Annotated in this window: 15 protein-coding genes; 2 read left to right on the top strand and 13 right to left on the bottom strand. The window is 53.1% G+C overall.

Annotated features, from left to right (window positions below; genetic code table 11):
- Window positions 1–324: 324 nt before the first annotated feature.
- The 8 genes from dppF to EHV07_RS00375 all read right to left on the bottom strand — a co-directional run bounded on the left by dppF (window position 325) and on the right by EHV07_RS00375 (window position 9,852).
- On the bottom strand, window positions 325–1,329 hold the full coding sequence (dppF, locus tag EHV07_RS00410; RefSeq protein ID WP_147193785.1) for a dipeptide ABC transporter ATP-binding subunit DppF: 1,005 nt from the start codon (window positions 1,327–1,329) through the stop codon (window positions 325–327).
- Window positions 1,313–2,305, bottom strand: coding sequence for a dipeptide ABC transporter ATP-binding protein (dppD, locus tag EHV07_RS00405; RefSeq protein WP_147193783.1), 993 nt, complete (start codon window positions 2,303–2,305; stop codon window positions 1,313–1,315). Before dppD ends, dppF begins: the two co-directional genes overlap by 17 nt.
- A 9-nt stretch (window positions 2,306–2,314) precedes the next feature.
- Window positions 2,315–3,217: a dipeptide ABC transporter permease DppC gene (dppC, locus tag EHV07_RS00400; protein ID WP_147193781.1), complete on the bottom strand. Its 903-nt coding sequence runs from the start codon at window positions 3,215–3,217 to the stop codon at window positions 2,315–2,317.
- 10 nt (window positions 3,218–3,227) lie between these two features.
- The gene (gene dppB, locus EHV07_RS00395) at window positions 3,228–4,247 is read right to left on the bottom strand and encodes a dipeptide ABC transporter permease DppB (RefSeq protein ID WP_147193779.1); all 1,020 of its coding nucleotides are present in this window, start codon (window positions 4,245–4,247) and stop codon (window positions 3,228–3,230) included.
- Between the two features lie 209 nt (window positions 4,248–4,456).
- The gene (gene dppA / locus EHV07_RS00390; RefSeq protein ID WP_147193777.1) at window positions 4,457–6,067 is read right to left on the bottom strand and encodes a dipeptide ABC transporter periplasmic-binding protein DppA; all 1,611 of its coding nucleotides are present in this window, start codon (window positions 6,065–6,067) and stop codon (window positions 4,457–4,459) included.
- A gap of 759 nt (window positions 6,068–6,826) precedes the next feature.
- A complete protein-coding gene (gene eptB / locus EHV07_RS00385; protein WP_147193773.1) occupies window positions 6,827–8,518 on the bottom strand; it encodes a kdo(2)-lipid A phosphoethanolamine 7''-transferase in 1,692 nt (563 codons plus the stop codon).
- A 322-nt stretch (window positions 8,519–8,840) separates the two neighbouring features.
- Window positions 8,841–9,269: an organic hydroperoxide resistance protein gene (locus EHV07_RS00380; RefSeq protein WP_147193771.1), complete on the bottom strand. Its 429-nt coding sequence runs from the start codon at window positions 9,267–9,269 to the stop codon at window positions 8,841–8,843.
- Window positions 9,270–9,393: 124 nt separating this feature from the next.
- Window positions 9,394–9,852, bottom strand: coding sequence for a MarR family winged helix-turn-helix transcriptional regulator (locus tag EHV07_RS00375; RefSeq protein ID WP_147193768.1), 459 nt, complete (start codon window positions 9,850–9,852; stop codon window positions 9,394–9,396).
- 65 nt (window positions 9,853–9,917) lie between these two features.
- On the opposite strand from EHV07_RS00375, the gene EHV07_RS00370 reads away from it, so the two are divergent.
- Both EHV07_RS00370 and EHV07_RS00365 read left to right on the top strand, forming a co-directional pair.
- Window positions 9,918–10,508: an HD domain-containing protein gene (locus EHV07_RS00370; protein ID WP_147193766.1), complete on the top strand. Its 591-nt coding sequence runs from the start codon at window positions 9,918–9,920 to the stop codon at window positions 10,506–10,508.
- A 182-nt stretch (window positions 10,509–10,690) separates the two neighbouring features.
- Window positions 10,691–11,299 (top strand): hypothetical protein, encoded by a 609-nt coding sequence (locus tag EHV07_RS00365; RefSeq protein ID WP_147193764.1) that lies wholly within the window; start codon window positions 10,691–10,693, stop codon window positions 11,297–11,299.
- Between the two features lie 90 nt (window positions 11,300–11,389).
- On the opposite strand, the gene EHV07_RS25075 is transcribed toward EHV07_RS00365, so the two are convergent.
- The 5 genes from EHV07_RS25075 to EHV07_RS00340 all read right to left on the bottom strand — a co-directional run bounded on the left by EHV07_RS25075 (window position 11,390) and on the right by EHV07_RS00340 (window position 25,981).
- Window positions 11,390–11,899: an RcnB family protein gene (locus tag EHV07_RS25075; RefSeq protein WP_147193762.1), complete on the bottom strand. Its 510-nt coding sequence runs from the start codon at window positions 11,897–11,899 to the stop codon at window positions 11,390–11,392.
- Between the two features lie 167 nt (window positions 11,900–12,066).
- Window positions 12,067–13,257, bottom strand: coding sequence for an HlyD family efflux transporter periplasmic adaptor subunit (locus EHV07_RS00355; protein ID WP_147193758.1), 1,191 nt, complete (start codon window positions 13,255–13,257; stop codon window positions 12,067–12,069).
- Window positions 13,254–15,461, bottom strand: a complete 2,208-nt coding sequence (locus tag EHV07_RS00350) for a type I secretion system permease/ATPase (protein ID WP_147193756.1) — start codon at window positions 15,459–15,461, stop codon at window positions 13,254–13,256. The genes EHV07_RS00355 and EHV07_RS00350 overlap by 4 nt, the downstream gene beginning before the upstream one ends.
- Window positions 15,462–15,492: 31 nt before the next feature.
- On the bottom strand, window positions 15,493–16,788 hold the full coding sequence (locus EHV07_RS00345; protein WP_254446286.1) for a TolC family outer membrane protein: 1,296 nt from the start codon (window positions 16,786–16,788) through the stop codon (window positions 15,493–15,495).
- 298 nt (window positions 16,789–17,086) lie between these two features.
- A complete protein-coding gene (locus EHV07_RS00340) occupies window positions 17,087–25,981 on the bottom strand; it encodes a BapA/Bap/LapF family large adhesin (protein WP_168199574.1) in 8,895 nt (2,964 codons plus the stop codon).
- Between the last annotated feature and the right edge of the window lie 159 nt (window positions 25,982–26,140).

Genomic DNA, 26,140 nt, shown 5'->3' with positions numbered 1-26,140 from the left:
TTCTTAATAGAAAGGCGAATAGTTTTATTACTTAATAGACATTAAGGTATTTAGCGTGTAAATGATTTCACAGCCTGGTAATCAATAATGCAATCATTTGACTTAAATAGCCTGCATACGCAGTCTGAAAAGACGAAAATTAATATTCATCCTTTTTTATAAGAAAGTAAGCGCAACGATTTTGAAAAAATCCGACTTTCTCAGGCAATACCGAGCCTGTCGGCTCAGGTAAAAATTGAAATAAATTTATGTTAAGTGACCTTTTAACCCTCTTTTATAAATTTAAAAGCCGGTAACGATTTTTCCTGTCGTACCGGCTTTTCATTAACGCGGAACCGACTGCCCTTCATCCTGATCCACAGCAAAACAGGCAATCTGCTGTTCACCATACTGTTTCAGCTGCGGCTGAAACTGCGTACAGGGACCGAAACGACGTCGACAACGCGCGTTGAACGCACAGCCCGGCGGCGGATTAAGTGGGCTTGGCAGCTCGCCGGTAAGCTTGATGCGTTCGCGCCGATCGTCCGGGTTAAGACGAGGCGTGGCGGACAGCAGCGCCTGAGTATAGGGATGACGCGGATTCGCAAAAATCGCTTCTTTCGTGCCCCGCTCCACGCAACGTCCCAGATACATTACCATCACCTCATCCGCGATATGCTCTACCACCGACAGGTCGTGCGAGATAAACACGTAGGAGAGACCCAGCTCCTGTTGCAGATCCATCATCAGGTTCAGCACCTGAGCACGGACGGAAACATCCAGCGCGGAGACCGGCTCATCGGCAATCAGCACGTCCGGATCGAGCATCAACCCGCGAGCGATAGCGATGCGCTGGCGCTGGCCGCCAGAAAACATATGCGGATAGCGGTCGTAATGTTCCGTTTTAAGCCCGACCTTCGCCATCATCGCCAGCGTTTTTTCACGCCGTTCCGCTTTACTCAGGCGAGTATTGATCAGCAGCGGTTCTTCCAGTATTTGGCTGACTTTTTTCCGCGGGTTGAGAGAGCCATACGGGTTCTGGAAGACAATCTGAATCTTTTGACGCCGTAGCTGCTGCGCGGAAGGATCGGGCTTCAGCAAATCCTGTCCCTGATAAAACAGCTGTCCTTCGGTGGGCGTTTCAATCATCGTCAACAGGCGGCCCAGCGTGGATTTTCCGCAACCCGATTCGCCAACGACCGCCAGCGTTTTGCCGCGCTCGAGGTTGAAAGAGACGCCGTCCAGCGCTTTCACCAATCGCTCCTGACCGAACAGCCCTTTCTTCACCGGGTAATGCTTTTTCAGATCGATTGCCTGCATCAGCAGGGCAGAGTCAGTAGCTTGCTTCATAAGTTGGTCTCCCGGCATCATCCAGTGGGAAATGACATTTGGACTGGCGTCCCGGAATATCACGTAATTCAGGTTCTTCGACACGACAACGGTCCTGCGCATACGGGCAGCGCGGATTTAGCAGGCAGCCGTTTGGCCGGTCATATTTCCCCGGCACCACGCCGGGTAGTGAAGCCAGTCGCGCCTTATCAACGGCAAACTCAGGCAGCGCGCGCAGCAGCGCCTGAGTGTAGGGATGGCGCGGCGCTTTGAAGATATCCACCGCCCTGCCGGTTTCCACGACCTGCCCGGCGTACATGACGATAATGTGTTGCGCTGCTTCCGCCACCAGCGCCAGATCGTGCGTGATCAGGATCAGCGCCATGTTTTCCTGACGCTGAAGATCAAGCAGTAGCTCAATGATCTGCGCCTGAATGGTGACATCGAGCGCCGTGGTTGGCTCATCGGCAATCAGCAATTTTGGCCGACAGGCAATCGCCATCGCGATCATCACGCGCTGGCTCATGCCGCCGGAAAGCTGGTGCGGATAAACATCCAGTCGGGAGGCCGGATCGGGTATGCCAACCTGATTCAGTAAATCTATCGCACGCTGGCGGCGCGTGCGTTTATTACCGCCCTGGTGCACCTTGATCGCTTCCATAATCTGAAAGCCTACGGTGTAGCAGGGATTCAGGCTGGTCATCGGATCCTGAAAAATCATCGCCACTTCGGAGCCAACCAGCTGGCGGCGTTCTTTTTCAGAAATGCGCTTCAAATCGCGCTGATTAAACTCCAGCCGGTCAGCCATCACTCTGCCGGGATAATCAATCAGTCCCATGATTGCCAGAGAACTGACCGATTTTCCGGAACCGGATTCGCCCACGATGCCCACTACCTGGCCCTGTTCAACCTGATAGCTGATGCGATCTACCGCGCGGAACGGTGCTTTCTCGTCGCCGAAATGCACCGACAGTTGGTCTATATTTAATAATGCCATCGGATGCCTCTACTGCTTGAGTTTCGGGTCGAGGGCGTCGCGTAAACCATCGCCCATCAGGTTAAATGCCAGAACCGTCAGCAGAATCGCCAAACCGGGGAAGGTGACGACCCACCAGGCACTTTGCGCATACTGCAACACGTCGGAGAGCATCGTGCCCCACTCCGGCGTTGGCGGTTGCGCCCCCATACCCAGGAAACCCAGCGCGGCCATATCAAGGATGGCGTTGGAGAAACCCAGCGAAGCCTGCACGATCAACGGCGCCAGGCAGTTGGGCAGAATGTTGATAAACATCTGCCGCATTGCACCCGCGCCCGCGACGTTCGAGGCGGTAACGTAATCACGATGCACTTCCACCAGCACCGCCGCACGCGTCAGACGGATGTAGTGCGGCAAAGCCACGAAGGTTAGCGCAATAGACGCGTTAATAATCGACGGCCCGAAGATGGCGACCAGCACCAGCGCCAGCAGCAGGCTCGGCAGCGCCAGCATGATATCGACGAGGCGCATAATGATGGCATCCGTCGCGCCGCCCACATAGCCCGCAATCAGGCCGAAAATCACGCCAAGGATCAGCGACAGCACCACAACCAGACATCCAACCAGCAGTGAGAGACGCGCACCATACATCAGGCGCGAGAGCACATCACGGCCCACATCGTCGGTGCCAAGAATGTACTGCCAGCTGCCACCCTCCTGCCAAACCGGCGGATGCAGCAGCGCATCGCGGAACTGATCCGCCGGTGCATGCGGTGCGATAAAGTTGGCGAATATGGCGATAAAAAAGACCAGAACCACGTAAGCCAGGCCGATAACCGCGCCTTTATTACGTTTGAAGTAGTGCCAGAACTCCTGTAGCGGGGTCATGGGCTTAGGTGCAGCGGGCACGCTGCCCGGATCGACTAAAGACATGCTGGCCCCCTTATTTCTTGTGGCGAATGCGTGGATTGACCACGCCGTAAAGCACGTCAACCAGCAGGTTGACCAGGATAATCAGCGTCGCCACCATCAGCACGCCGCCCTGCACAACCGGATAGTCACGGCGTTGTAGCGCATCGATCAGCCAACGACCCAAACCGGGCCACGAGAAAATCGTCTCGGTCAGGATGGCACCCGCCAGCAGCGTTCCCACCTGTAAACCAATCACCGTGACGACCGGCAGCATTGCATTACGCAATGCATGCACCACGATCACTCGCATCCGTGTCAGTCCCTTGGCACGGGCCGTGCGGATGTAATCTTCTCCCAGCACTTCCAGCATGGCCGAGCGGGTCATACGCACGATAACCGCCAGAGGAATGGTGCCCAGCACGATAGCGGGCAGGATCATATGCATGACCGCATCTTTAAAGTCGCCCTCTTCTCCCCACAACAGCGTATCGATCAGCATAAAGCCAGTTAGCGGTTTGCTGTCATCCAGAAATACCGTGTCGCCAATACGTCCGGCAACCGGCGTCAAATTCAGCTGAACCGAAACCAGCATGATCAGCATCATTCCCCACCAGAAAATCGGCATGGAATAGCCGGTCAGTGAAATGCCGACGGCGGTGTGATCGAAGATGGAACCGCGTTTTACGGCGGCCAGCACGCCGACCGGGATCCCTACAGCGACCGCAAAAATCATCGCGCAGATCCCCAGTTCCAGCGTCGCTTTAAAGCGAGGAACGAACTCTTCCCAAACCGGTATCCGGCTTTTAAGTGAAATGCCCAGGTCGCCATGAAACACGCCCCAGACGTAGGAAACGTATTGTTGCCACAGCGGTTTATCCAGCCCCATTTGGGCCAGCAGCTGAGCATGACGTTCAGGAGACATACCGCGTTCACCCGCCATAATCAGCACCGGGTCGCCCGGGATCATATGCACAAAAGCGAACGTTAACAGGGTGATACCAATAAACGTTGGGATGACAAGTCCCAGACGTCGGAATATGAACTGCAGCATAATCCGGATTCTCTTTAGTTTCCCGCCGGATCGTTGCCGACAGGATTATCATTGCTCACATCTTGCGGTCGGGTAATCCAACCGCGACGCCCGAAAAGCGCCCTGGCCTGACATCTATTAAAAATATTCAATAAATGGTGATTTTCTATCAGGAACGGGGGGACAACCAGCGGCGGACAGCGCAACCTGCTGCGCCGTCCGCGTCAGAATTACTCCTGAATATCGACGTTCTCGAAGTGATGTTTACCCAGAGGATCGACCACGTAACCGGTCACTTTTTTGTTAACCGGCTCATACACCGTAGAGTGAGCGATAATCAACGCTGGTGCCTGATCGTGCATCACGACCTGCGCCTGTTTGTAATACTCGATACGCTTGTTGTGATCCGCTTCGGCACGGGCTGGCTGGATTTGATCTTCGAATGGCTTATAGCACCAGCGCGAGTAGTTCGAACCATCTTTGGCGGCCGCGCAGCTGAACAGCGTGGCGAAGAAGTTATCCGGATCGCCGTTATCGCCGGTCCAGCCCATCATCACGCTCTGATGTTCACCCGCCTTGGCACGCTTCAGGTATTCGCCCCATTCGTAGGTCACAATTTTGGCTTTCACGCCAATCTTCGCCCAGTCGTTCTGGATCATCTCAGCCATACGGCGGGCATTAGGGTTGTATGGACGCTGCACCGGCATCGCCCACAGGTCGATGGAGAAGCCGTCCGGCATGCCTGCTTCTTTCAGCAGCTCTTTCGCTTTAGCAGGATCGTAAGCGTAATCCTGAATCGCGTCGTTATAGCTCCACATCGTTGGCGGGATCAGGTTTTTCGCTGCCTGCCCTGCCCCCTGATAAACCGCATCAATAATGGCCTGTTTGTTCACCGCCATCGTCAGTGCCTGACGCACCTTTTGGTTATCGAGCGGTTTTTTCTCGGTATTGAAAGAGAGATAGCCGACGTTAAGGCCTGGCATCTGCATCAGGTTGATATTTTTATCTTCTTTCATCCGTGCGATATCCGCCGGATTAGGGAAAGGCATCACCTGGCACTCGCCTTTTTGCAGCTTGGCGTAACGTACGGAGGCATCAGGCGTGATGGAGAACACCAGGCGATCGATTTTTGGCTTGGTGCCCCAGAACTGATCGAAACGCTTGTACAGAATGCGGGAATCTTTCTGGTATTGCAGCAGCTGGAAAGGCCCGGTGCCGACAGGGTTCAGATCGATTTTTTCCGGTGTGCCGGCTTTCAGCATGTTGTCGGCGTATTCCGCAGACATGATAGAGGCGAAGTCCATCCCCAAATCAGCCAGGAACGGCGCTTCAGAACGGTTCAGCACGAAGCGCACGGTGTAATCATCCACCTTTTCGATTTTGCTGATAAGTGCGGGCATACCCATGCCTTCAAAGTATTCATAGCTGCCGCCAGACACGCCGTGATACTTATTGTTTTTATCCAGCTGACGTTCAAAAGAGAAAACCACATCATCCGCGTTGAAGTCGCGGCTGGGTTTGAAGTCTTTGGTATTCTGCCACTTCACGCCTTTACGCAGATGGAAAGTGTAGGTTTTGCCATCTTCACTGACATCCCACTTCTCCGCCAGGCCTGGCTGGATTTCCGTGGTGCCGATTTTAAATTCAACCAGACGGTTATAGATGGGAACAGAGCTGGCGTCATAGGTAGTGCCGGAGGTAAACAGCTGCGGGTTAAAGCCTTCAGGCGACCCTTCAGAACAATAGACCAGGGTTTTAGCCTGGACGCCGGCGGCAACGGTCAGCGCGATCAGGCTCAGACCTACCTTTAGCATCCTTGTTTTAACCAGGGAATTACTCATGCTTCAGCTCCAGTTATGATGTGGTGTTAAGTGCTTACGCCGGACCTGTTTTTTTTGAGTGTGGTCCGTGCGGTGTGCCTTGCGGCGATAGTGAGAGGGAGAGAGAGAGGAAAACGCGTTACGGCGACTGCCATAAGACAAATCCGCTTCTTTTCGCCACTGAACGATCAATTTGTCAACAGTTGCATAAAACGTCAATACGACGGCGCGGTATTTACACAGAGTGTGAGAACCCGCAAGCAAATACAAAAAAGCGTAAAAATCGCGCATTTATGGTGTATAGAAATGCCACAATGCGAAATACCCGCTTAAAATATCGCCTTTGCTTTTCTGACCAGCGATTCGCTTCGTAAAAAATCCTGTAAAAATATCCACATTGCAGCCTTTTTTTAACGATACGCTTTGCTTATGGCTGGCATGGCAGATAAATATGCTGCAACGCGGCCAGGATATTTTGGGAATGACCGCATTGCGCGTTTAAGCGAAACGCGGCACAAATTAAGTTATTGATCGTAGTTGGGATAAGGTTTTTTATCGCTTTAGCGTTTAAAGACGGAGAGCGAAACGGGAAAGGTTTTTTGGTCGGTCAGGATATTATCCTGTGCATGTCGAGAGTCCAGTGAGCACGCTTTTTAGTGGCTAAAAGCGGCGAGAAGCGTATTGCTCCTGAACAACGCTTAGACGCTTTAGACAGAAGCCAATAAAAAACCCCCACTCCGGCAGGAAATGGGGGCTGTTCAGACTGGTCGGGCGCTACCCTCAGGTTTTGTCAGCCACCGCTTTCTTCGGGTCGGCACACCAGTTGTTTGCCTGTTTGATACCGCCGTCCGGCGAGGTGTATCCCAGACAACCCAGAATCGTATCGAACAGCTCAACGTGGCGATGTGTCGTGCCCACACGCTGCTGCGCTTTCAGACGATCGAAGGCGCTCTGATTTTGCGGGTCGGCCAGATATTTATCGGAAGCCCAGATAATCATCGGTACGCGGAACTGCTCTGGCGGTGCCATATGACGAGGCGTACCGTGCAGATGCATATTTTCGCTGATTGATTCACCATGGTCGGCCGCGTAAAACACAATCGCCTTCTTATCGCGCAGTTGATCATAGACGCTGTCGAGCACCGTATCGGTATACAAAACGGAGTTATCGAAGGCGTTAATCAACATCGCCTTGCTACAGGTTTCGTCAACGCCCATGCATTCCGGCTGGTAGCGGGCAAAGTCACGCGGATAGCGCTGTGAGTAAAGATAGTGAGAACCTTTGGTATGCAGCACCACCAGGTGTTTGCCTGCGGGATGCCTGTCGAGCGACTTTTTCAGCTCAGGCACCAGCAGCATATCGTCAACCGACTTGCCCTGATTCTGCTTTTCCGAGCCAATCTGCTCACGAAACGCATAGTTATCCGCATTGGTGTTGTTATAGAACCAGACTTCACTCTGCATCGCGAACAGCTCTGAACTGAAGCCCAGCTCTTTCAGCACGGAAAAGACGTTTTGCTCTTTCAACGTGCGGCCAGGGCCTTCATCCGTCCCGCCTTCACGCACAAACATACAGCGTAAAGAGAGCTTGGTTGCGGTATCGCAGGATTCTCCACGGAAGGCCACCAGGTTTTTCTCTTTGGACAGTTTTGGCGTGGTATCACGATCGTAGCCCAGCAAACCCATATGATCCCAGCGTGTGGTTTCACCAATGACGAAAACGACATAGGTGTCATCCAGCCCGGCGGGTGCGTTATAGGTAAACTTTTTGGCCGGGTCGAACAGGTCTTTGCTGTCCATTCTTTCATCGTAGCTGGTATAGGCAAACAGCCCCAGCGCGGACAACCAGTTAGACGGCAGATAAGAGTGCGCCACCACGCCGCCATAACTCGGCAGGTCAACGTTAGTCAGCTTCTCGTTAATGTTCTGCTGCTTATCGAAATAGCGAATAGGCAACCATACCAGCGCCACGGTCAGTAATAACAGACCAAGCGGTTTTAAGCGCTGGCCGGGCGTTTTGAGTTGCTCAAGCAGCGTCATGCGCAGGGCGTTACGCCAGATCAGCAGCATCGGCAGCGCACTGACCAGCACCATCCACAGTACAAAATGGTAGCCAATAACTTCTTTCGACAGATCGGTATCGGTTGTCATCACCGAGGCAACAATGCCGTAGCCAATCACAACGTTAAAGAAGCTCATATAGTAACTGGCAGCGACGGAAATCAGCACCAGCGCCGTGGTAGTGATACGCCAGAATAGCTTGCCGCCGAGCGACAGCAGGCGCATCAGGAAAAATGTTAGCAGGACAATGGCAACCACTTCAGCCAGAGCGGAAAACCACTGTGAGGCTTTAAAATGCGCTAAAAATGGATCGAAGCGACGATAAAAAACGGGGATATTCAGGAATATACCGACGTAAAATGCCAGCAAAAGTGACAATTTTTGCTGAGTTAATGATTTTAAATAGTTCATCCAACCTTTTTCCCGGTGTAACTTAAACGAATTCTAAACGGTAATCAGACCGTGCCGTTGCGCCAGAGTTCGGAAAACAGGTCGATTATCATTTGAAGCTGACATTCCCGTCTCCTTCTGGAGGGGCAGGAATCTCTCAGCGTGAGCGCGGCGTAGTTAACCACATTACCGGGGAATAATCAGATCAATTGCGTGAATAAAGGCTGAAATGAGAGAAGTTACGCAACTTCAAAGGTTGTTAAAGCCGCAATGACAGGGGACAGGATGGGATCGCCAATCCGCAAAATACCAGGGCAGAATGCACCGCCCTGGCCATGGATCATCAGTTAACGATATTCAGCGTCACGTCGATGTTGTCGCGAGTGGCGTTAGAATACGGGCAGACGATATGCGCCGCATCAACCAGTTTCTTCGCTTCTGCCGCGTCCATACCTTCCAGATGGATAGTCAGCGTTGCTTCGATACCGAAACCATTTGGGATAGGGCCGATACCGACTTCACCTTCAATAAACGCCTCTTTCGGCATGGCGATTTTATCGCGACCCGCCACGAACTTCATCGCGCCCAGGAAGCAGGCTGAATAACCGGCAGCAAAAAGTTGCTCAGGGTTAGTCACTTCACCACCTGCGCCGCCCATCTCTTTTGGCACGCCCAGTTTAACATCCAGTACGCCATCAGAAGAGGTAGCACGACCGTCACGACCACCGGTAGCTTTCGCTTTTGCACGATAAACAACTTTTTCTAAAGACATCAGAGACTCCTTGCTATGCAGGTTCAGTTATTTTGCGCTATTAAATCGCGAGCGATTTATCAGCGCGAGCTTGTTAAGTATAGTTCTGCTTTTCCGGACGCGATGGCCCGGCAAACTCCCACGCCTAACCGTTGAGGTTATCGCGCAGGTTTTCCAGTTCTTGTTTCAGTGACTTCAGCGTGTCAGCCTGACAAGACGACGCCGAGAAAACCGCATCCGGTATCGCCACCGCTTTTTCACGCAGCGATCGCCCCTGTTCAGTGAGCGTGACGACAACCTGTCGCTCATCTTTACGGGAGCGTTGGCGATTCAGTAAGCCTGCCGCTTCGAGTCTTTTCAGCAGTGGCGTCAGGGTGGCGGAATCCAGAAACAGCCGCTCACCGATATCCGATACGGTGACATCATCGCGCTCCCACAGCACCAGCATCACCAGATATTGCGGATAGGTGATCTCCAGCCCGGTCAGCAGCTGGCGGTAAAGCTTGTTAAGCGCGAGATTGGCAGAGTAAAGCGCAAAACAGAGCTGCTGATCAAGCAACAGTGGCGGCGCTTCCGCTTTTTTGTCATCTTTATCTGTAGTCATAAGCAAAAATATAAATAGCACACTACATAATTGCAAGCGAATATTAGTCCACGGGGAGAATGACGATGAATTCACTGGAAGAACAGGCGCGGCGTTATGCGACCAAAGCGCATGCCGAAACGGGCCAGCGACGCAAATATACCGATGAACCTTATATTGTTCATCCGGCAGCCGTCGTCGAACTGGTAAGAAGCGTGACCGATAACGAAGCCATGCTGGCTGCCGCCTGGCTGCACGATACGGTGGAAGATACGCCGAGCACCTTGCAGGATATCGCCAGCTATTTTGGCGAGGAAGTGGCTGAACTGGTAGAAATGCTGACCGACAGCAAGTCGCTAAAGGCAAAAAATCGCGCTGCACGTAAGGTGGCGCACTTCCGCCATACGGCTCAGGCTTCCGCAGATGCACAGACCATCAAGCTTGCCGATATCATCGATAATACCCGTTCGATTATTCATTTTGACCCGCATTTCGCACGCGTATATTTGATAGAAAAGCGCGTGCAGATCGCTTTGCTTAAAGAAGGTCATCCCGATCTCTGGCAACAGGCTTCAACCATTATTGAGCGTGGAATTGAACAGCTGACGCAGGCACCGCACCATGTGCCGCTCGCCTGGTTTATTCGTCAACAGGAGAAGTACCTGCTAACGGAATAATGTTGCCGCGATCGAGCGTCTTATAAGCAAACATAGTGCAGAAAAGCGGTGAAAAACGCACTTAATGCAAATCTTACCCGGCACGGATTAACCGTCTGTGCCTTATCATCTTCATCGGCATTAATTGGTAAGCCATTACCAGAACGATACTTATAATCGCCCCGACAAAAATAAGGGGCTGTATGCAATCTGATTTACTTTTTATTCGAAACCGGGCGTTCGCTTTTATTGGCTGTGCACTTTTTATCAGCGCCATGATGGGGCTGGTGTTTATTGATGTTCGCTGGATGAACGATGCCGTTCACGAAACGTCCTTTACGGAAATCGCCCAGGAAATGATGCTGCTGGTGACGTCGCTACTCTATTTTCAGCGCGTCTTCAAAGAATCGGCCCCTGGCCTGGTGCTGATCGGCGGCTTTTTTGCCTGCATGCTGATCCGTGAACTGGATTTTCTGTTCGACGAGCTTTCTCATGGCTGCTGGGTTTGGTTCGCGCTGGCTACAGCGGCGGTTTGCCTGGCAATCGCCCTGCTGAATCCGCGGCGTGCCGTCAGTGAACTGGCCGATTTTTTGCGTCAGCCAAGCTGGGGGATGATGTGTGCCGGTTTACTGACCGTGCTGGTGTTTTCACGCCTGTTTGGCATGCGCGATCTCTGGCAGCATCTGATGCTTGACGGTTATAACCACACGGTTAAAAACATGGCGGAAGAAGGCTGTGAGCTGCTAGGCTACAGCCTGTGCCTGCTGGCTTCCTGCCGCTATCTGTATGGCTCCCGTGCGCCGCAGGCATAACGCGTTTTTCTTAGCGGCCACTGCAAAACACCCTGTCAACGCAACGCTGGCAGGGTGTTTTGCTTTAAGGGCACTTTTGCGCCGCAGAGATTAATTCTGCTTGTAGAAAATATCGCCCGATTCCGCTTTCAGGATTTTGCCATCCGCTTTGGAAATCAGCACGTAGTTGCCGCCCATATAGGTCCAGTTAGTGCCGGCATCAGGCGCTGGCAGGTTACGGGTTTTCCAGTCAACGATTTCATATTTTTTGGTGCGATAGCGATCGGGAACCACGCTGCCAGTGGTAAAACGCTGGAAGTCAGCGAAGAAATATTTGATCTCGTACGGATGAGCCGGATCGCGCTGCTCCGGGGCCTCAGTATCCGGGTTTTGCATAGACTGAGCCTGTGAGGCAGAAGTCTGGGAAGTCGAGGATGGCGCGGTAGAATTATCTGGCTCTGAGGTCGCGGATTCCTGCGCATCAGGTGCCTGTGCAGCCGGATCCTGCCCTTCCGGGGTCTGGGTCTGCGGAGCCTGTTCGCCTTCTGCATAAGCCGTCGTTACTAACGGCATCGCCCCAAACAACATTGCTGAAAACAAAACGTACTTCGACTTACTCATAGTTTCTCCAATGAGAAAAGTTATTGTCATGAACCGGGAGCAACAGGTTTTCTGACATCCCTCTCTCCCATAACGCGCACATTATCTCTTCTGCCCTGGCAAGGGAAGCAGGAAAGCCCAGGATTATGGCAGCAAAAAGGGAAGCCTGCTGGCCTCCCCTGAACGCTCTATCTTTCGCGAAGGGCTTCCCGTGCGCGGTTCAGCGGCTTGAGCAAATATTCCATTATCGTTTTGCTGCCGGTATGAATTTCCGCCATGGCGATCATCCCCGGATAGACAGGAAAGTGCTTACCGTTTTTGTTGACCAGAGAATCCTTTTCAGTGCGTACATACACACGGTAGAAATATTGATCCCGGTGCACTTCATCCTGAATAGTGTCCGGCGAGATAGAAGCCACCTTGCCTTCAAGTCCGCCATAGATGTTGTAGTCATAGGCCGTCAGCTTCACCACCGCACGCTGACCAGGCGTAATAAAGGCGACGTCGCGTGGTGCAATCTGCGCTTCAACCACCAGCTGCTCGTCCAGCGGGACGATTTCCATTAAATTGCCGCGCTGCGGGATAACGCCACCCACGGTATTCACCTCAATGTCTTTCACGATCCCTCTGACCGGCGCCACAATCATCGTTCTCTTCAGTGAATCCGCCCGTCCGATAATAATGGAGCGTTGAGAGGCGACTTCCGTATTGGCCTTTGCCAGATCTTCCCGGGCGCGAACCATATACTGGTTTTCGGCATCATTGAGTTTGCTTTGCAGATCGTTGGCCTGCCTTTTCAGCCGTAGCACTTCTACATCACTGGCCGCCCCTTTCGCTACCAGTGAGGAAGTCAGTCTCAGCTCGCGGTTGATCAGATCCAGCGCTTCTCGCAGGCCACTCTGCGTTTTTTCAAGATTTTCCCTGCGCGATTTATAGAGCGCCGTTTCAGCCGCGACCAGATGCTTATCCTCCTTCACTTCAGGCGGAAAGGTCAGTTCGCGGCCTTCGGTTTCTGCCTGAAGACGCGCAGAGGTCGCCAGCGCAGCGCGCATACGCACGGTACTCTCCTGCACGCCAGAATCGATCTGGGTGGGGTCCAGCAGCGCCAGAACCTGACCCGCTTCGACCACATCGCCTTCGTGCACTTTCAGCTCTTTAAGGATCCCGCCTTCCAGCGACTGAATAATCTGCTCGTGCATACTGGGAACGACTTTACCAACCCCAATGGTCACTTCATCCAGCTGAAAACGCGTGGCCCAGACAAAGAACATCAGCAGCATGGCCATCACCGACCAGATGATGACGGCGCCGGAGGAGAACAATCGCCGTGGACGCGAAGATTTTCCTTTTTTAAAACAGCTAATGAGTTGCTGAATCATGATGCCGCTCCCTGCGATGAAAGATTTACCTTCCCCTGATGAGGTGCGGCCTTCGCTTTAGGCGCGGTGACCAACATCTCTTCTTTACTGCCATCCCGAACAATTTGGCCATTTTCAATCAATAAAATACGATCAACGAGCTGCATTACCGCTGGACGATGCGTGGCAATGATCAACGTGCGATTGCCCATCCATTCCTTCAGCTTGCCGATCAGATGTTTTTCCACGCCGTCGTCCAGCCAGGCCGTTGGCTCATCAAGCAGCAGTACGCTCGGTTTACGAAGCACGGCGCGTGCCAGCAGCAGCTGCTGTCTCTGACCGCCGGACAATCCTTTTCCGCCCTCCTGCAACTGATAATCCATACCTTCCGGCAGCTGGCGAATAAACTCAATGGCGCCGCTGATATCCAGTGCCTCAAACATCTCTTCTTCTGTTGCCAGCGGCATCCCTAACCGCAAATTCTCACGGATAGTGCCGAAAAACAGTGACGAGTTCTGTCCCACCAGGCCCACATCACGACGCACGTCCAGCGGATCGATGGAGGAAAGTCGAACATCATCCAGTAACAACATCCCTTCACCGGGTTGCAGCAAGCCAGCCATTATTTGTAATAGCGTGGACTTTCCGGAACCGTTCCGGCCGAGCAGGGCTACCTTTTCACCCTGCTTAATGGTCAGTTTGTTCACCGCCAACACTGGCTTTGAGGAGTTAGGGTCATAGCGGTAGCTGATCCCGGACATTTTGTACTCGCCGTAAATTCTTGGGCGGTGAACCTGTACGCTGCGTTCAGGCTGATCAACCTCGCTGTTTAGCAGGCTTTCCAGTCCTTCCCGGGCAACTTTTGCCTGCTGCCAGCGACCGAAAATCATCGCCATCTGGCCCAGCGGGGCCATCATCCGTGAAGCCAACATGGAGCAGCCGATGAGGACGCCGGTCGACAGGTCACCGCTCATGGCAAAAAATGCCCCAACCAGCACTACGCCGATATAAGCAATCGTCTGCACTTCACTGGTCCAGCTCATCAGAAGACCGCTAATAAAGCGTTGTTTTTTAGAAGATTTACTGATGGCTTCATTGAGATGATTCCACTGGTTCTGGAAATAAGGTTCCGCACGCAGTAGTTTGATGTCATCAATGCCCTGTACTGCTTCAACCAGCATGGCATTCCGCACCGCAGACTCACGCATCGTTGCTCTGGAGAGCTTCGCCAGAGAGCGCTGGGCAAGAATGCCTGGAATAATAATCAGCGGTATAGCGACCAACGGAACCAGCACCAGCCAGCCTCCCAGCAGCCAGAGAATAAACAGAAAAATAATCACGAACGGCAGATCGGCAATTGCAGAGATGGTGGTAGAGGTGATCAGTTCACGGATCTGTTCCAGCTCGCGAATTTGCGCAATAAACGAACCGGTGGATCTGGGCCTCAGGTCGTTACGAATGCGCAACGCATGTCCAAAAACCCGATCGGAAATGCGCAAATCCGCGCCTTTACCTGCTATATCGGAGATATGTGTACGAGTAATGCGCATGATGAAAACAAACGTCAGGGCGATCATCACGCCGATAAACAATACCCACAGCGATGGAATTGATTGTGACGGGATAACCCGGTCATAGACCTGCATCGTGAAGAGCATAGCTGACAGGCCAAGCACGTTAGCGATCAGCGAGGCGAACATGACATTCACATAGGAGGGCCACTCCTTAAGAATGGTTTGCCACAGCCAGTCCGGACGATGCGGCTTGATATAGTCATCTACCCGCGCATCCGGCACTGACGTTTCAGGCTTCACTAACAGAACGCGGCAGGCATGTTCCGCCAGATCTTCCACGCTGAGCACGGTTTCAAGCTGCTTTTCGCCGCTGAGCAAAACGCTGACTTTACTCTCTTCACCCACTTTGGTGAGAACACCCACACCACGATCGCCGAAATCGACGATCAGCGGCAGGCGCCAGGGATCCAGCAAATCCTGATGGAAGCGATCGAATATCACTACCAGGCCTAGCTGGCGAGCCATAGTCTCAATCAGCGAATCCGGCGAAAGCTGTTGCAAATGCCATTCAGCTTCCCCTTTTACCCGCTCCGGCGACCCATCCAGACGATAATGTTTTGCAACCAGCAATAATGCTTCCAGCCAGGGGGTATAAACGCTTTTCGTTTGTGATGAAACGTCAGCCTTTTCCTGTTGCTCTCTATTTTCCATTCTCATAGCCTTTTATTAAACCCGGGAGCCCTTACTCAGTAATGCGCAGTCCCTGGACAACCTGGTTATTGAAATTGAAAGCCTCTCTGGCTATTCCTGCAAGCACAATGTAATTAACAGATGATGCCCATAAATCGCGATGGGCATTAATAAGATCTTGCTCCGCCCGGCTAATTTCTTGTTCTGTATTTAACAGATCGAGTGCATTCCTGTTGCCTAATGACAAATATTGCTCACGATACAAAACTCGCGTTTCCGTAATGGTTTTCATTCTTTTTGTGAGCAGGCTAATATTGCGCTGCAAACCCATCATGCTTTGAAAATAATTTCTTTGCCGATCGGTAAGCTCCAGTTTTTTACTGTCGATCATCGCTCTTGCGGCCTCCAGCGCTCTCGCACTGGCACGCTCCTGTGCCACCAGCGCCCCCCCTTGATAAAGCGTGCTGCTCAGTGACAGATAAACGTTTTGATACTGGCTGTGGGTCTGATAGCGGGCAATGTCACCGATATATTTATTGGTATTGGCTTCCAGAGAAAGCGTCGGATAACGCTGTGCCTTATAGCTTCTTAACTCAGCCTGAGCCACAGCGATATCGGCCTGGGCAACCAGAATGGTCGGGTTTTTATTCAGATCGACACGCTCACTCTGACGCTTAATCAGCGGGAGCAAATCCAGCGGTGCAGAAAGACGATTCTCTGCGACAGGCTGCCCAAGCAGTGACTGAAGATGATATTTCTCCTGCTGTAGCTTGATCTCCATATCCTGCTGCTGTGCTTCCGCGGCTTCGACACGGGCCTGGGCCTGTACCGGGTCAACACGGGTGCTGGCCCCAGCTTCTGCACGCAGCTGCGTCAGATTTAAAATCCCACGCAGTGACTTTACTTGTTTTTTAGCGTTATCAACGAGTTGTGTATATCGATAGACCTCATTCATCGCCAGTGCGGTTTGCTGAATAACGGCATCAATTTGCTCAAGCACGGTGGCCTGCTGGCGCAGATATTTCGCGCTGGCCTGATCGACCGCACTGCCGGTTTTGCCAAAGTCATACAGCATTTGTGAGAGGCCTACGGTGGCAATGTGCCCGCTGCCTTCAGCCTGCTGGCGGCCCGAGGTGATGCCTGCCTTCACCGCAGGAAGATAGCCTGCGCTGGCGGCCTCAATCCCAAATCCTGTCGATTCAAGCGTGGCGATACTGCTACTGATGGACGGATGGTGACTAACGGCAAGATGGATTGCACTCTGCCAGTCGGCGGGAACGTGTTTTTCCAGGCGTGCCAGGTCCTTCACTGCTGGCTGCATTTCAATTTCTGCGGGTTTGATTTGCATTTTATCAGCCAGTACGGTCCCACCCGTCTGCCGGTTTCCTGGTTCAGGTGTTTTTGAAATAGCGCCCCAGAATCCTCCGGGTGCTTCATGAGTGCCAGATTGCGGTGCAGAGAAAAATTTTTTTTCCGCAGCACCTGCGTAAGGCAGGCTAATAATACAACACAGTGCAATAAATAGTTTTTTCATACTTATTTAAAACGTCCTGATATCATTACGTCTTAAATTAAAGTGAAAATAATAAATAAAAAAAAGACTGGCACCGAAATGCCAGTCTGGTTCTGTTGGTAATTACTATTTATTAACCAATAGTAACATCATCCTCAACATATAGTTGAACAACGGCACCATTCTCTGTGGTACTGGTGTAATGCTGATAACTGACACCATTAACCAGCAACGATCCTGAGTCTTCCCAACTGCCATTTAGCGTCACGGTATCGCCGTTAGCCCCTCTGATATATAACGTATTATTGTCATCAGTAACTTTCAGCAAACTTTCTGAGCTGATGACCAGGTTGTCATTCTGGTTGTCATCCAGCAAATCAATCTGCTCGATATTATTAACCTTCGAGGAGATATCGCTGAGGTTCAGCGAGTCGGTACCATGCCAAGCCAGAATATCGTTACTGTCCGCACCGTTAATAGAGGTGAAGCTGGTATCGTAAACCTGGAACAGGTCTTCACCGCTGGTGCCGGTGAAGGTTAGCGCGCCACCGGCACTGCCATCAACATCAATACCCAGATTGAAACTCAGTGAGGCACTGCTGCCATCAGAGAGGGTGTAGGTAAAGGTGTCAGTGTTACCGCTGTGCTCAAACGCTGTATCTGCAACGTAGTTGTAATGTCCGTCACCATTGATCAGCAGCGTACCATAAGCACCTTTGTAGCTGACTGCCTCCCCGGTGATATCAACGTCTTCGCCATTCTGGCTAACCGAGACCACAGAAACGTCCTGGGAATCAGCAGAAATTGAACCGTTGATCGTTTCAGACACTTCGTTGAAGCTCAGTCCTTCCTGTACGTAGAGCTTAATGGCGGAGCCATCCAGTGCAGTGCTGGTGTACAGCGTATAGGCGATATTGTTTAGCATTTCCACGCCGCTAACTTTCCACACACCCTGTAGTGAAAGTGAATCTTCACTGCCACCCCGGACGTACAGCACATTGTTTGCGTCGGTGACTTTCTCAATATCTTCTGCCGTTAACGTCAACACAGCAGCCAGGCTGTTGTCCTGAAGATCAATGACTTCGATATTGTGCACCTTGTCAGCAATATCACTGAGTTGCAGATCGCCTGTACCGCTCCACACCAGCGTATCGTGGCCAGACTTGCCATCCACCGTGGTGAAGTGGGTGTCATGGATACGGAAGCTGTCATCTCCAACTGTCCCCTCAAGGGTCAGCGCGCCACCTTCCGATCCGTCAACCGATACGCCCAGCGTCATCACCAGATTTTTGATCGTGCCGTCTGCCAGGATATAGGTAAATGAATCCTCGCTACCAGATAGCTTGATCACCGAATCGCTGTTCAGCGTATAGGTGTAGCTACCGTCCTGATGGATGGTCAGGCTACCGTAAGCCCCGGCAATGGTTGTCCCTGCCGTTGCAATAAGCGTGTAGCTCGCTGCACCGGTAATGATACCCGCCGCAATTGACTTCACCAGAATACTGCTGCCGCTGGTGATATCGTTGGTAAAGACCGAGCCCATGACGCTTGCGTTTGAGGTCACCACATAGTCGGTGGTGCTGACAATGTTGGCATCAACGCCGATGGTGAACGTATCGTATACCCACTGCCACCAACCCGCATCAAACCCCGCCTGAGTAGTTTCCACCACAATACGGTAAACACCGCTATTCTGACCGGACAGATCCACATTCAGCGACTGGCTGCTGGAAATAGCCTGCGTCTCACTGCTAACCGTATCCCAGCTAAAGGTCTGCTCATTATAAACCTGCAGTATCCATGTCGCCGAGGCGGTATTAGTGGCGTTCATTCCCGTACTGGAAACGGTGAGATTAATCTCCTGCAGATCGCTGCTGCTGTTTATCGTGAAGCTGTCACTGGTAAAGCTGCCAGTCGCCGTGTTCAACGTGGCTGTCTGCTCAACGCTGTTGTTCACCAGCGTCACCAGACCCGTTATATCAGCAGCGTTATGCTCAGACGCTGTCTCAGTCGTGCTTGAGGTGATATCACCGTCAACATACAGATCCACAACCTGACCATCATCAGTCGTGCTGGTGTAGTGAACGTACTCAACATTGTTAATGACTTTACTGCCCTGCTGTTCCCAGCTGCCACTCAGCGTAAGGGTATCGCTGGTTGATCCTTTCACGTACAGGGTATTATTGCCATCGGTGATATCTGCCACGTTTTGCGCAGAGATCAGCAGATTGTCTACGTCCGTATCTTCAACCAGATCAATCTCTTCGATATTGCTGATTTTACCGGCAATATCGCTGACGGTCAGGGTACCCGAACCATTCCAGACCAGCGTATCGACGCCATCCCCTCCCTCAATGCTGGTGAAGCTGGTATCAGCCACGTTGAACGTGTCATCATTTTCTGTCCCCGTTACCTCAGCAGCTGAAACGACAGTATATTCAGCACCCGTTGTACTGTCCGAAATCGCTGTGGAAGAGAGACCGATACTGCTCTGTACGTAAATATTTGCCGTCGTACCATCGGCATTCACGCTGGTGTAATGTAGGTAGCTGATACTATCGACAATGACAGTACCTGCCTGGCTCCAGGTCCCAGTCAGGGTGACAAAATCACTGCTGTCGCCTTTGATATACAGGGCATTGTTCTCACTGGTCACATCGATCACGCTTTGTGCGTCAAGGACGACAGTAGCCGGGTTACTTCCCAACAGCAGATCGATAGCTTCGATATCGCTAACTTTTGCAGCGACAGTGCTGAGAACCAGCTCTCCTTCACCATGCCACGCCAGCGTATCGCTACCCGCTTTACCTTCAACAGCACTAAAGTCAGTGTCATAAACATCGAACACGTCATCAGCCTCAGTACCTGCAAAGACCAGTGCGCCGCCATTGGTGCCGTCCACTTCCACACCCAGATGGATGGTTACCGTCGCGGTCACCACTTCACCATTAGCGCCCTTCAAGGCATAGGTAAAGATATCCTGGGAACCCGTCGGTAACGCGGTAGTGCTCGGGGTATAGGTATAAGCACCGTTACTGAAGATCTTCAGTGTGCCGTATTCACCCGCGATGGTTACACCACTTTCGGTCACATAGGTGTAGCTACTGTCAACCGTAGCCTCTCCCTCGCTATCACCAGCTTTAACATACATTTTGGTGTAGACGGAGCTCAGTTTATCAACGCTTCCGTCAGTTCCTTCATCCGTCAGAACATTACCGGTGGCGTTTACGCTGTTCGTAATATCATAATCCGTGGAACTGACAATGTTCACGTCCATGGCAAGCCACACTATGTTCTCTGCGCCGGTACTGGAAAGCGCAATCCGGTAGGTACCCGCCTCTAACTCCAGCGTTGACATATCAACATTCAGAACGACTTCTTCGTTGTGCTGCCCAGCCGCGATGACTTTGGTGTAGGCTTGCACCGTTGTCCATGTTCCGTCACTTTCCTGCTGCTGCACGGAATACGTGACGGTTTTGTCTGTTGAGAATTTATTGCCAAACAAGCCGTACTCGGTCTTTAACGTCAATGACCCTGTGACCAGATCGTTTGCGTCGGCAAGCGTGAACGCGGAGGTATAGTTTTCTGCCCCGCCTTCAACCAGCTTAACTTCGCTGGTGCTGACTTTGGAGGAGTGATACGTCACCGTTACGCTGGCATCCGCTTCATTGCTGGAAGCAATATCCGTGACCGCGGTTGCACTTGCATCGGTCGGATCCCAGCTCAGCGTCAGTGCATCATTGTTGCTGCCAATCTGTACATAAAGGTGCGCAGAAGAGCTTTCACCCGTTGCCGAATCAGAAATGGTGTAGGTAAACGTATCCACCTTACCGATACTGTCCATCGATGTCGTTGGCACATACTCATAGCTGCCATCAGCATTAATAGTCAGGGTACCGTATTGCCCCACCAGGGTTGCTTTGTTTGTAGTGGCATCCAGAGTAACCGTCGAGACGGTACCATCATCAAGCATGATGCTCACTGACGTAACTGACGTAAAGGCACTGTGCGGAATGCCATCCGAGCCATACACACTGTCAGTATCCGACATGACATTGCCGATCGCCGTAGTGTAATCCGTAGGCGTTCCGTGGTCGGCGAGGGTATAAACCGTCTTCGATGCATCCAGATTAAAGCTGGCCCCTACGTTGATACCGGCCGTGGTATAAACCAGCTGGTAAGAACCGGCGGTCAGCCCCGAGAGCGTAATGGTAGAGGTAGAGGCCCCCAGACCAAACATCCCGAAAAGGTTGCCGCTTTTTTCTTGAGAAATCGTCGCCCACTCTCCTGTTGAGGAGTCATATTTCTGCAGCACGAGAGTTGAGTTACTGGCAACGTTGATGAATGAGGATGACTTTGCTGTTACCGCAAGGTCGATAATCGTACCATCTGCCACCACGATCGGATCGCTGGTGATTTTGTTATTAAAGGCGACCAAACCACCGTCGCTGAGAACCGTACCCAGATCCTCTGCAACATCTACCGGATAGGTAAAGCCGACGGCTGCACCGGCGCTGATGTTGTCCGTCGCCGTCAGATTGATTGCCTCTACGGTCAGGCCCAACACATCAGAAGGCTCGCTGCTGTTACCCGCTTCATCCGTTACCGTGAAGGTGATCTCATGGACACCGTCATACAGTCCGTCTTCATCGGTGTAGCGCCAGCTGCCATCATCTGCAACCGTTGCCTGGCCGATCGCTTCACCTTTGTCGTAAATCGTTACGGTCGCACCGGCTTCCAGATCGCTGCCGCTGAAAGTCAGTTTGTTGTCGCTCATGATGTCTTCAGCGCTGACTACAGCACCCGTTTCATCAGTAATGACCACGGAACTGATATCCACGCCATCAGGCGCAACGGAGTCCAGGATATAGCTCACCGCTTCAGATTCACCGCTGCTGTTACCTGCAGCATCAACCGTTTCGAAGGTAAAACTGTGTTCCGCGTCAGTCAGCGCTTCGTCCGGCGTGAAAATCCAGCTGCCATCTTCCGCTACTGTTGCTTCACCCAAGACGGTGCCGTTATCACGCACGATAACCGTTGTACCTGCTTCCAGTCCGTCAGCACTGAACGTAGGCGTCGTATCGGAAATGACGCCGCCAGCAGCCAGCACGTTGCCCTTATCATCAGTTATGGAAACCGCAGAAACATCCAGCATATCCGGAGCAATCGTATCGATAACAACACCGATGCTATCGCTGGCCGTATTGCCATCCGCGTCAGTCACGGTCACAGTAAAGGCATGGTCGCCCTCCGCCAGTGAGGTATCCGGCGTGTAGCTCCAGCTGCCATCGACACTCACCGTCACATTAGCCAGTTCAGTCTCACCATCGGTGATAACTACAGTCGTGCCAGGGGACTGATCCTTGCCGCTAAAGGTCGGGGTGCTGTCGTTGGTGTTGTCACCATTAATAATCACGTTACCTGCGTCATCGGTAATGATAACGCCGGTATTGATCCCCTTACTCACAGAAATGGTCAGATCTAAAGCTTCAGATGCACCGCTGCTGTTACCCGCAGCATCAGTCACTTCAAAGGTAAAGCTGTACTCGCCATCCTCCAGCTTTTCCGATGGGGTAAAGGACCAGTTACCGTTTTCATCAACGGTGGTTTCGCCCAGCACAGTGTCACCATCACGAATAGTGACAGTGGCTCCCGGCTCCAGGCCTTCACCAGAGAAGGTTGGCGTGTTATCCGCCGTAATGCCTTCAGCAGCAATGGCGTCACCCTGGTCATCAACCATAATGACCGTTGTAATATCAACGAGTTCTGGTGGTGTAGTGTCTATCACCACGCTTACTGCACCGCTGCTTATGTTGCCATTTACGTCAGTAACCGAAACAACAAAGCTATGTTCACCGTCCGTCAACGGAGTTTCAGGCGTAATACTCCAGTTGCCTTCACTATCCGACGTTGCTGTGCCAATCTCGGTACCATCCATGCTGATTACAATTTGGGTATCAGCCGTAAAGTTGCTGCCTTCAAAAGTTGGCGTACTGTCGTTAGTGGTATCCCCATTGCCGATGGTATTACCTTCATCATCGACGATAACCATCGTTGGTGCTTTAACGACAATGTTGACGGTTTCGCTGGCCTTATTGCCATCCGCGTTCGTCCCATCAATGGTGATCTCATGATCGCCATTCACCAGCGGCACTGCCGGCGTGAAGCTCCAGCTGCCGTCTTCGTCCACGATCGCCTCGCCGATAACTTCCTCGCCGTCGCTGACGGTCACGGTGGAGCCCGGCGCCATGCCGTCGCCGCCGATGGTGGGGGTGCTGTCGCTGGTGCTGCCGCCGTCCGCGACGGGATTACCGGCGTCATCGGTTATTGATGGCGTGGTGCTTTCAGTGTCGACCACGATATTCACCGTGTCGCTCACCGCGTTGCCGTTCGCGTCGGTGCCCTCGGTCACCAGCGCGTGCTCGCCGTCCTCCAGCGGCACTGCCGGCGTGAAGCTCCAGCTGCCGTCTTCGTCCACGATCGCCTCGCCGATAACTTCCCCGCCGTCGCTGACGGTCACGGTGGAGCCCGGTGCCATGCCGTCGCCGCCGATGGTGGGGGTGCTGTCGCTGGTGCTGCCGCCGTCCGCGACGGGATTACCGGCGTCGTCGGTTATTGATGGCGCGGTAGCGCCGGTGTCGACCACGATATTCACCGTGTCGCTCACCGCGTTGCCGTTCGCGTCGGTGCCCTCGGTCACCAGCGCGTGCTCGCCGTCCTCCAGCGGCACTGCCGGCGTGAAGCTCCAGCTGCCGTCTTCGTCCACGATCGCCTCGCCGATAACTTCCCCGCCGTCGCTGACGGTCACGGTGGAGCCCGGTGCCATGCCGTCGCCGCCGATGGTGGGGGTGCTGTCGCTGGTGCTGCCGCCGTCCGCGACGGGATTACCGGCGTCGTCGGTTATTGATGGCGCGGTAGCGCCGGTGTCGACCACGATATTCACCGTGTCGCTCACCGCGTTGCCGTTCGCGTCGGTGCCCTCGGTCACCAGCGCGTGCTCGCCGTCCTCCAGCGGCACTGCCGGCGTGAAGCTCCAGCTGCCGTCTTCGTCCACGATCGCCTCGCCGATAACTTCCCCGCCGTCGCTGACGGTCACGGTGGAGCCCGGTGCCATACCGTCGCCGCCGATGGTGGGGGTGCTGTCGCTGGTGCTGGTGCCGTCCGCGACGGGATTACCGGCGTCGTCGGTTATTGATGGCGTGGTGCTTTCGGTGTCGACCACGATATTCACCGTGTCGCTTACCGCGTTGCCGTTCGCGTCGGTGCCCTCGGTCACCAGCGCGTGCTCGCCGTCGTCCAGCGGTGCTGCCGGCGTGAAGCTCCAGCTGCCGTCTTCGTCCACGATCGCCTCGCCGATAACTTCCTCGCCGTCGCTGACGGTCACGGTGGAGCCCGGTGCCATGCCGTCGCCGCCGATGGTGGGGGTGCTGTCGCTGGTGGTGCCGCCGTCCGCGACCGCGTTGCCCGCGTCGTCGGTCAGGCCAGGCGTGGTGCTTTCAGTGTCGACCACGATATTCACCGTGTCGCTCACCGCGTTGCCGTTCGCGTCGGTGCCCTCGGTCACCAGCGCGTGCTCGCCGTCCTCCAGCGGCGCTGCCGGCGTGAAGCTCCAGCTGCCGTCTTCGTCCACGATCGCCTCGCCGATAACTTCCCCGCCGTCGCTGACGGTCACGGTGGAGCCCGGTGCCATACCGTCGCCGCCGATGGTGGGGGTGCTGTCGCTGGTGCTGCCGCCGTCCGCGACCGCGTTGCCCGCGTCGTCGGTCAGGCCAGGCGTGGTGCTTTCAGTGTCGACCACGATATTCACCGTGTCGCTTACCGCGTTGCCGTTCGCGTCGGTGCCCTCGGTCACCAGCGCGTGCTCGCCGTCCTCCAGCGGCGCTGCCGGCGTGAAGCTCCAGCTGCCGTCTTCGTCCACGATCGCCTCACCAATAACTTCATCGCCGTCGCTGACGGTCACGGTGGAGCCCGGCGCCATGCCGTCGCCGCCGATGGTGGGGGTACTGTCACTGGTGGTGGTGCCGTCCGCGATCGGGTTGCCCGCGTCATCGGTCAGGCCAGGCGTGGAAGGATTATCAGTATCCACATTGGCACCCGCATCTGCATCTGTATCTGTATCTGTATCTGTGCCTGCACCCGCATCTGTATCTGTATCTGTACCTGCATCTGCATCTGCATCTGCATCTGCATCTGCATCTGTACCAGCATCTGTATCTGTTCCAGCATTGGCGTCTTTACCAGCCTCTATGCCGTCTGCATCTACGATGATGTCGACTATGCTACTGGATTCATTGCCGTTAATATCCGTTCCATCAATAACAATTGGGTGCTCGCCATCCGCCAGAGGTTCATCCGGCGTAAAGCTCCATTTGCCATCCTCATCCACGGTTGCTTCACCGATCACAACGCCACCGTCAGTAATGGTTACCGTTGAACTTGGCTTCATGCCATCGCCGCTTAATGTTGGCGTGTTATCAGCGCTCGTGCTGCCATGGCTAATGATATTCCCTGCGGAATCAGTTATGGCAGTTGATGTGTCGGCAGGGACAGTATCGTTATCAGAAGAGGAGCCTGAAGAAGAGTGGTGGCCTCCAGAATTGGCCGCAACAGCAGCGCCAACCAGTGCTGCAACCGCAGCAAAAGCGCCACCAAGCTCCAGCATGTTATCTGCAACCGATGATTCTATCTGCGTATTGGTCAGCTCGTAGAATCCATTTGCGGGATCATATTCGTAGAGATAAATGACGCCATCAGGGCCAGAAGCAGTGATAGCCGGCGGCTGATTCGATGTATAATTCTCCAGAACGACATCATATTGTTCGCCCGTAATATCGTCGACGACTTCCAAATTAAGCGTGTCGTTTACTTTCTTCGCGATAATTTTTTTAGGAGGGTGGCCGTCATTGCTGTGCACTTCAAATGATACAGCGTGTAGCGGCGTCTTAAGGGAAAGAGATTGATTGGCATTTAAGGTATGCTTTGCGACAATATTACCTTTAACGTCCTTAATTATTAATTGAAAATTCATTTTTTCCCCAATAAATTCTGTTGTGGCCATGTGTTATTCACAAAAAGATAATGATTTTTTAAAATGAGACAGAAAGAATAAATTTACAGTTAAATCAACCAGCCCCCCCGATGAATGAAGGTATACCATCACCTCCTAAATCAGAGAGGCATAATGATA

This window comes from Pantoea sp. CCBC3-3-1 (assembly GCF_007981265.1).
Lineage (GTDB): Bacteria > Pseudomonadota > Gammaproteobacteria > Enterobacterales > Enterobacteriaceae > Erwinia.
The sequence above is the reverse complement of the archived record's forward strand: the minus strand, read 5'-3'. Positions and strand labels throughout refer to the sequence as shown.

What these genes read in the sequence shown, in the direction of transcription:
- EHV07_RS00345 (WP_254446286.1), bottom strand. Translation starts at nt 16,788, where the DNA reads ATGCAAATCAAACCCGCAGAAATTGAAATGCAGCCAGCAGTGAAGGAC.
- dppD (WP_147193783.1), bottom strand. Translation starts at nt 2,305, where the DNA reads ATGGCATTATTAAATATAGACCAACTGTCGGTGCATTTCGGCGACGAG.
- EHV07_RS00375 (WP_147193768.1), bottom strand. Translation starts at nt 9,852, where the DNA reads ATGACTACAGATAAAGATGACAAAAAAGCGGAAGCGCCGCCACTGTTG.
- EHV07_RS00365 (WP_147193764.1), top strand. Translation starts at nt 10,691, where the DNA reads ATGCAATCTGATTTACTTTTTATTCGAAACCGGGCGTTCGCTTTTATT.
- EHV07_RS00340 (WP_168199574.1), bottom strand. Translation starts at nt 25,981, where the DNA reads ATGAATTTTCAATTAATAATTAAGGACGTTAAAGGTAATATTGTCGCA.
- EHV07_RS00380 (WP_147193771.1), bottom strand. Translation starts at nt 9,269, where the DNA reads ATGTCTTTAGAAAAAGTTGTTTATCGTGCAAAAGCGAAAGCTACCGGT.
- dppA (WP_147193777.1), bottom strand. Translation starts at nt 6,067, where the DNA reads ATGAGTAATTCCCTGGTTAAAACAAGGATGCTAAAGGTAGGTCTGAGC.
- EHV07_RS00355 (WP_147193758.1), bottom strand. Translation starts at nt 13,257, where the DNA reads ATGATTCAGCAACTCATTAGCTGTTTTAAAAAAGGAAAATCTTCGCGT.
- dppB (WP_147193779.1), bottom strand. Translation starts at nt 4,247, where the DNA reads ATGCTGCAGTTCATATTCCGACGTCTGGGACTTGTCATCCCAACGTTT.
- eptB (WP_147193773.1), bottom strand. Translation starts at nt 8,518, where the DNA reads ATGAACTATTTAAAATCATTAACTCAGCAAAAATTGTCACTTTTGCTG.
- dppC (WP_147193781.1), bottom strand. Translation starts at nt 3,217, where the DNA reads ATGTCTTTAGTCGATCCGGGCAGCGTGCCCGCTGCACCTAAGCCCATG.
- EHV07_RS00370 (WP_147193766.1), top strand. Translation starts at nt 9,918, where the DNA reads ATGAATTCACTGGAAGAACAGGCGCGGCGTTATGCGACCAAAGCGCAT.
- EHV07_RS25075 (WP_147193762.1), bottom strand. Translation starts at nt 11,899, where the DNA reads ATGAGTAAGTCGAAGTACGTTTTGTTTTCAGCAATGTTGTTTGGGGCG.
- EHV07_RS00350 (WP_147193756.1), bottom strand. Translation starts at nt 15,461, where the DNA reads ATGGAAAATAGAGAGCAACAGGAAAAGGCTGACGTTTCATCACAAACG.
- dppF (WP_147193785.1), bottom strand. Translation starts at nt 1,329, where the DNA reads ATGAAGCAAGCTACTGACTCTGCCCTGCTGATGCAGGCAATCGATCTG.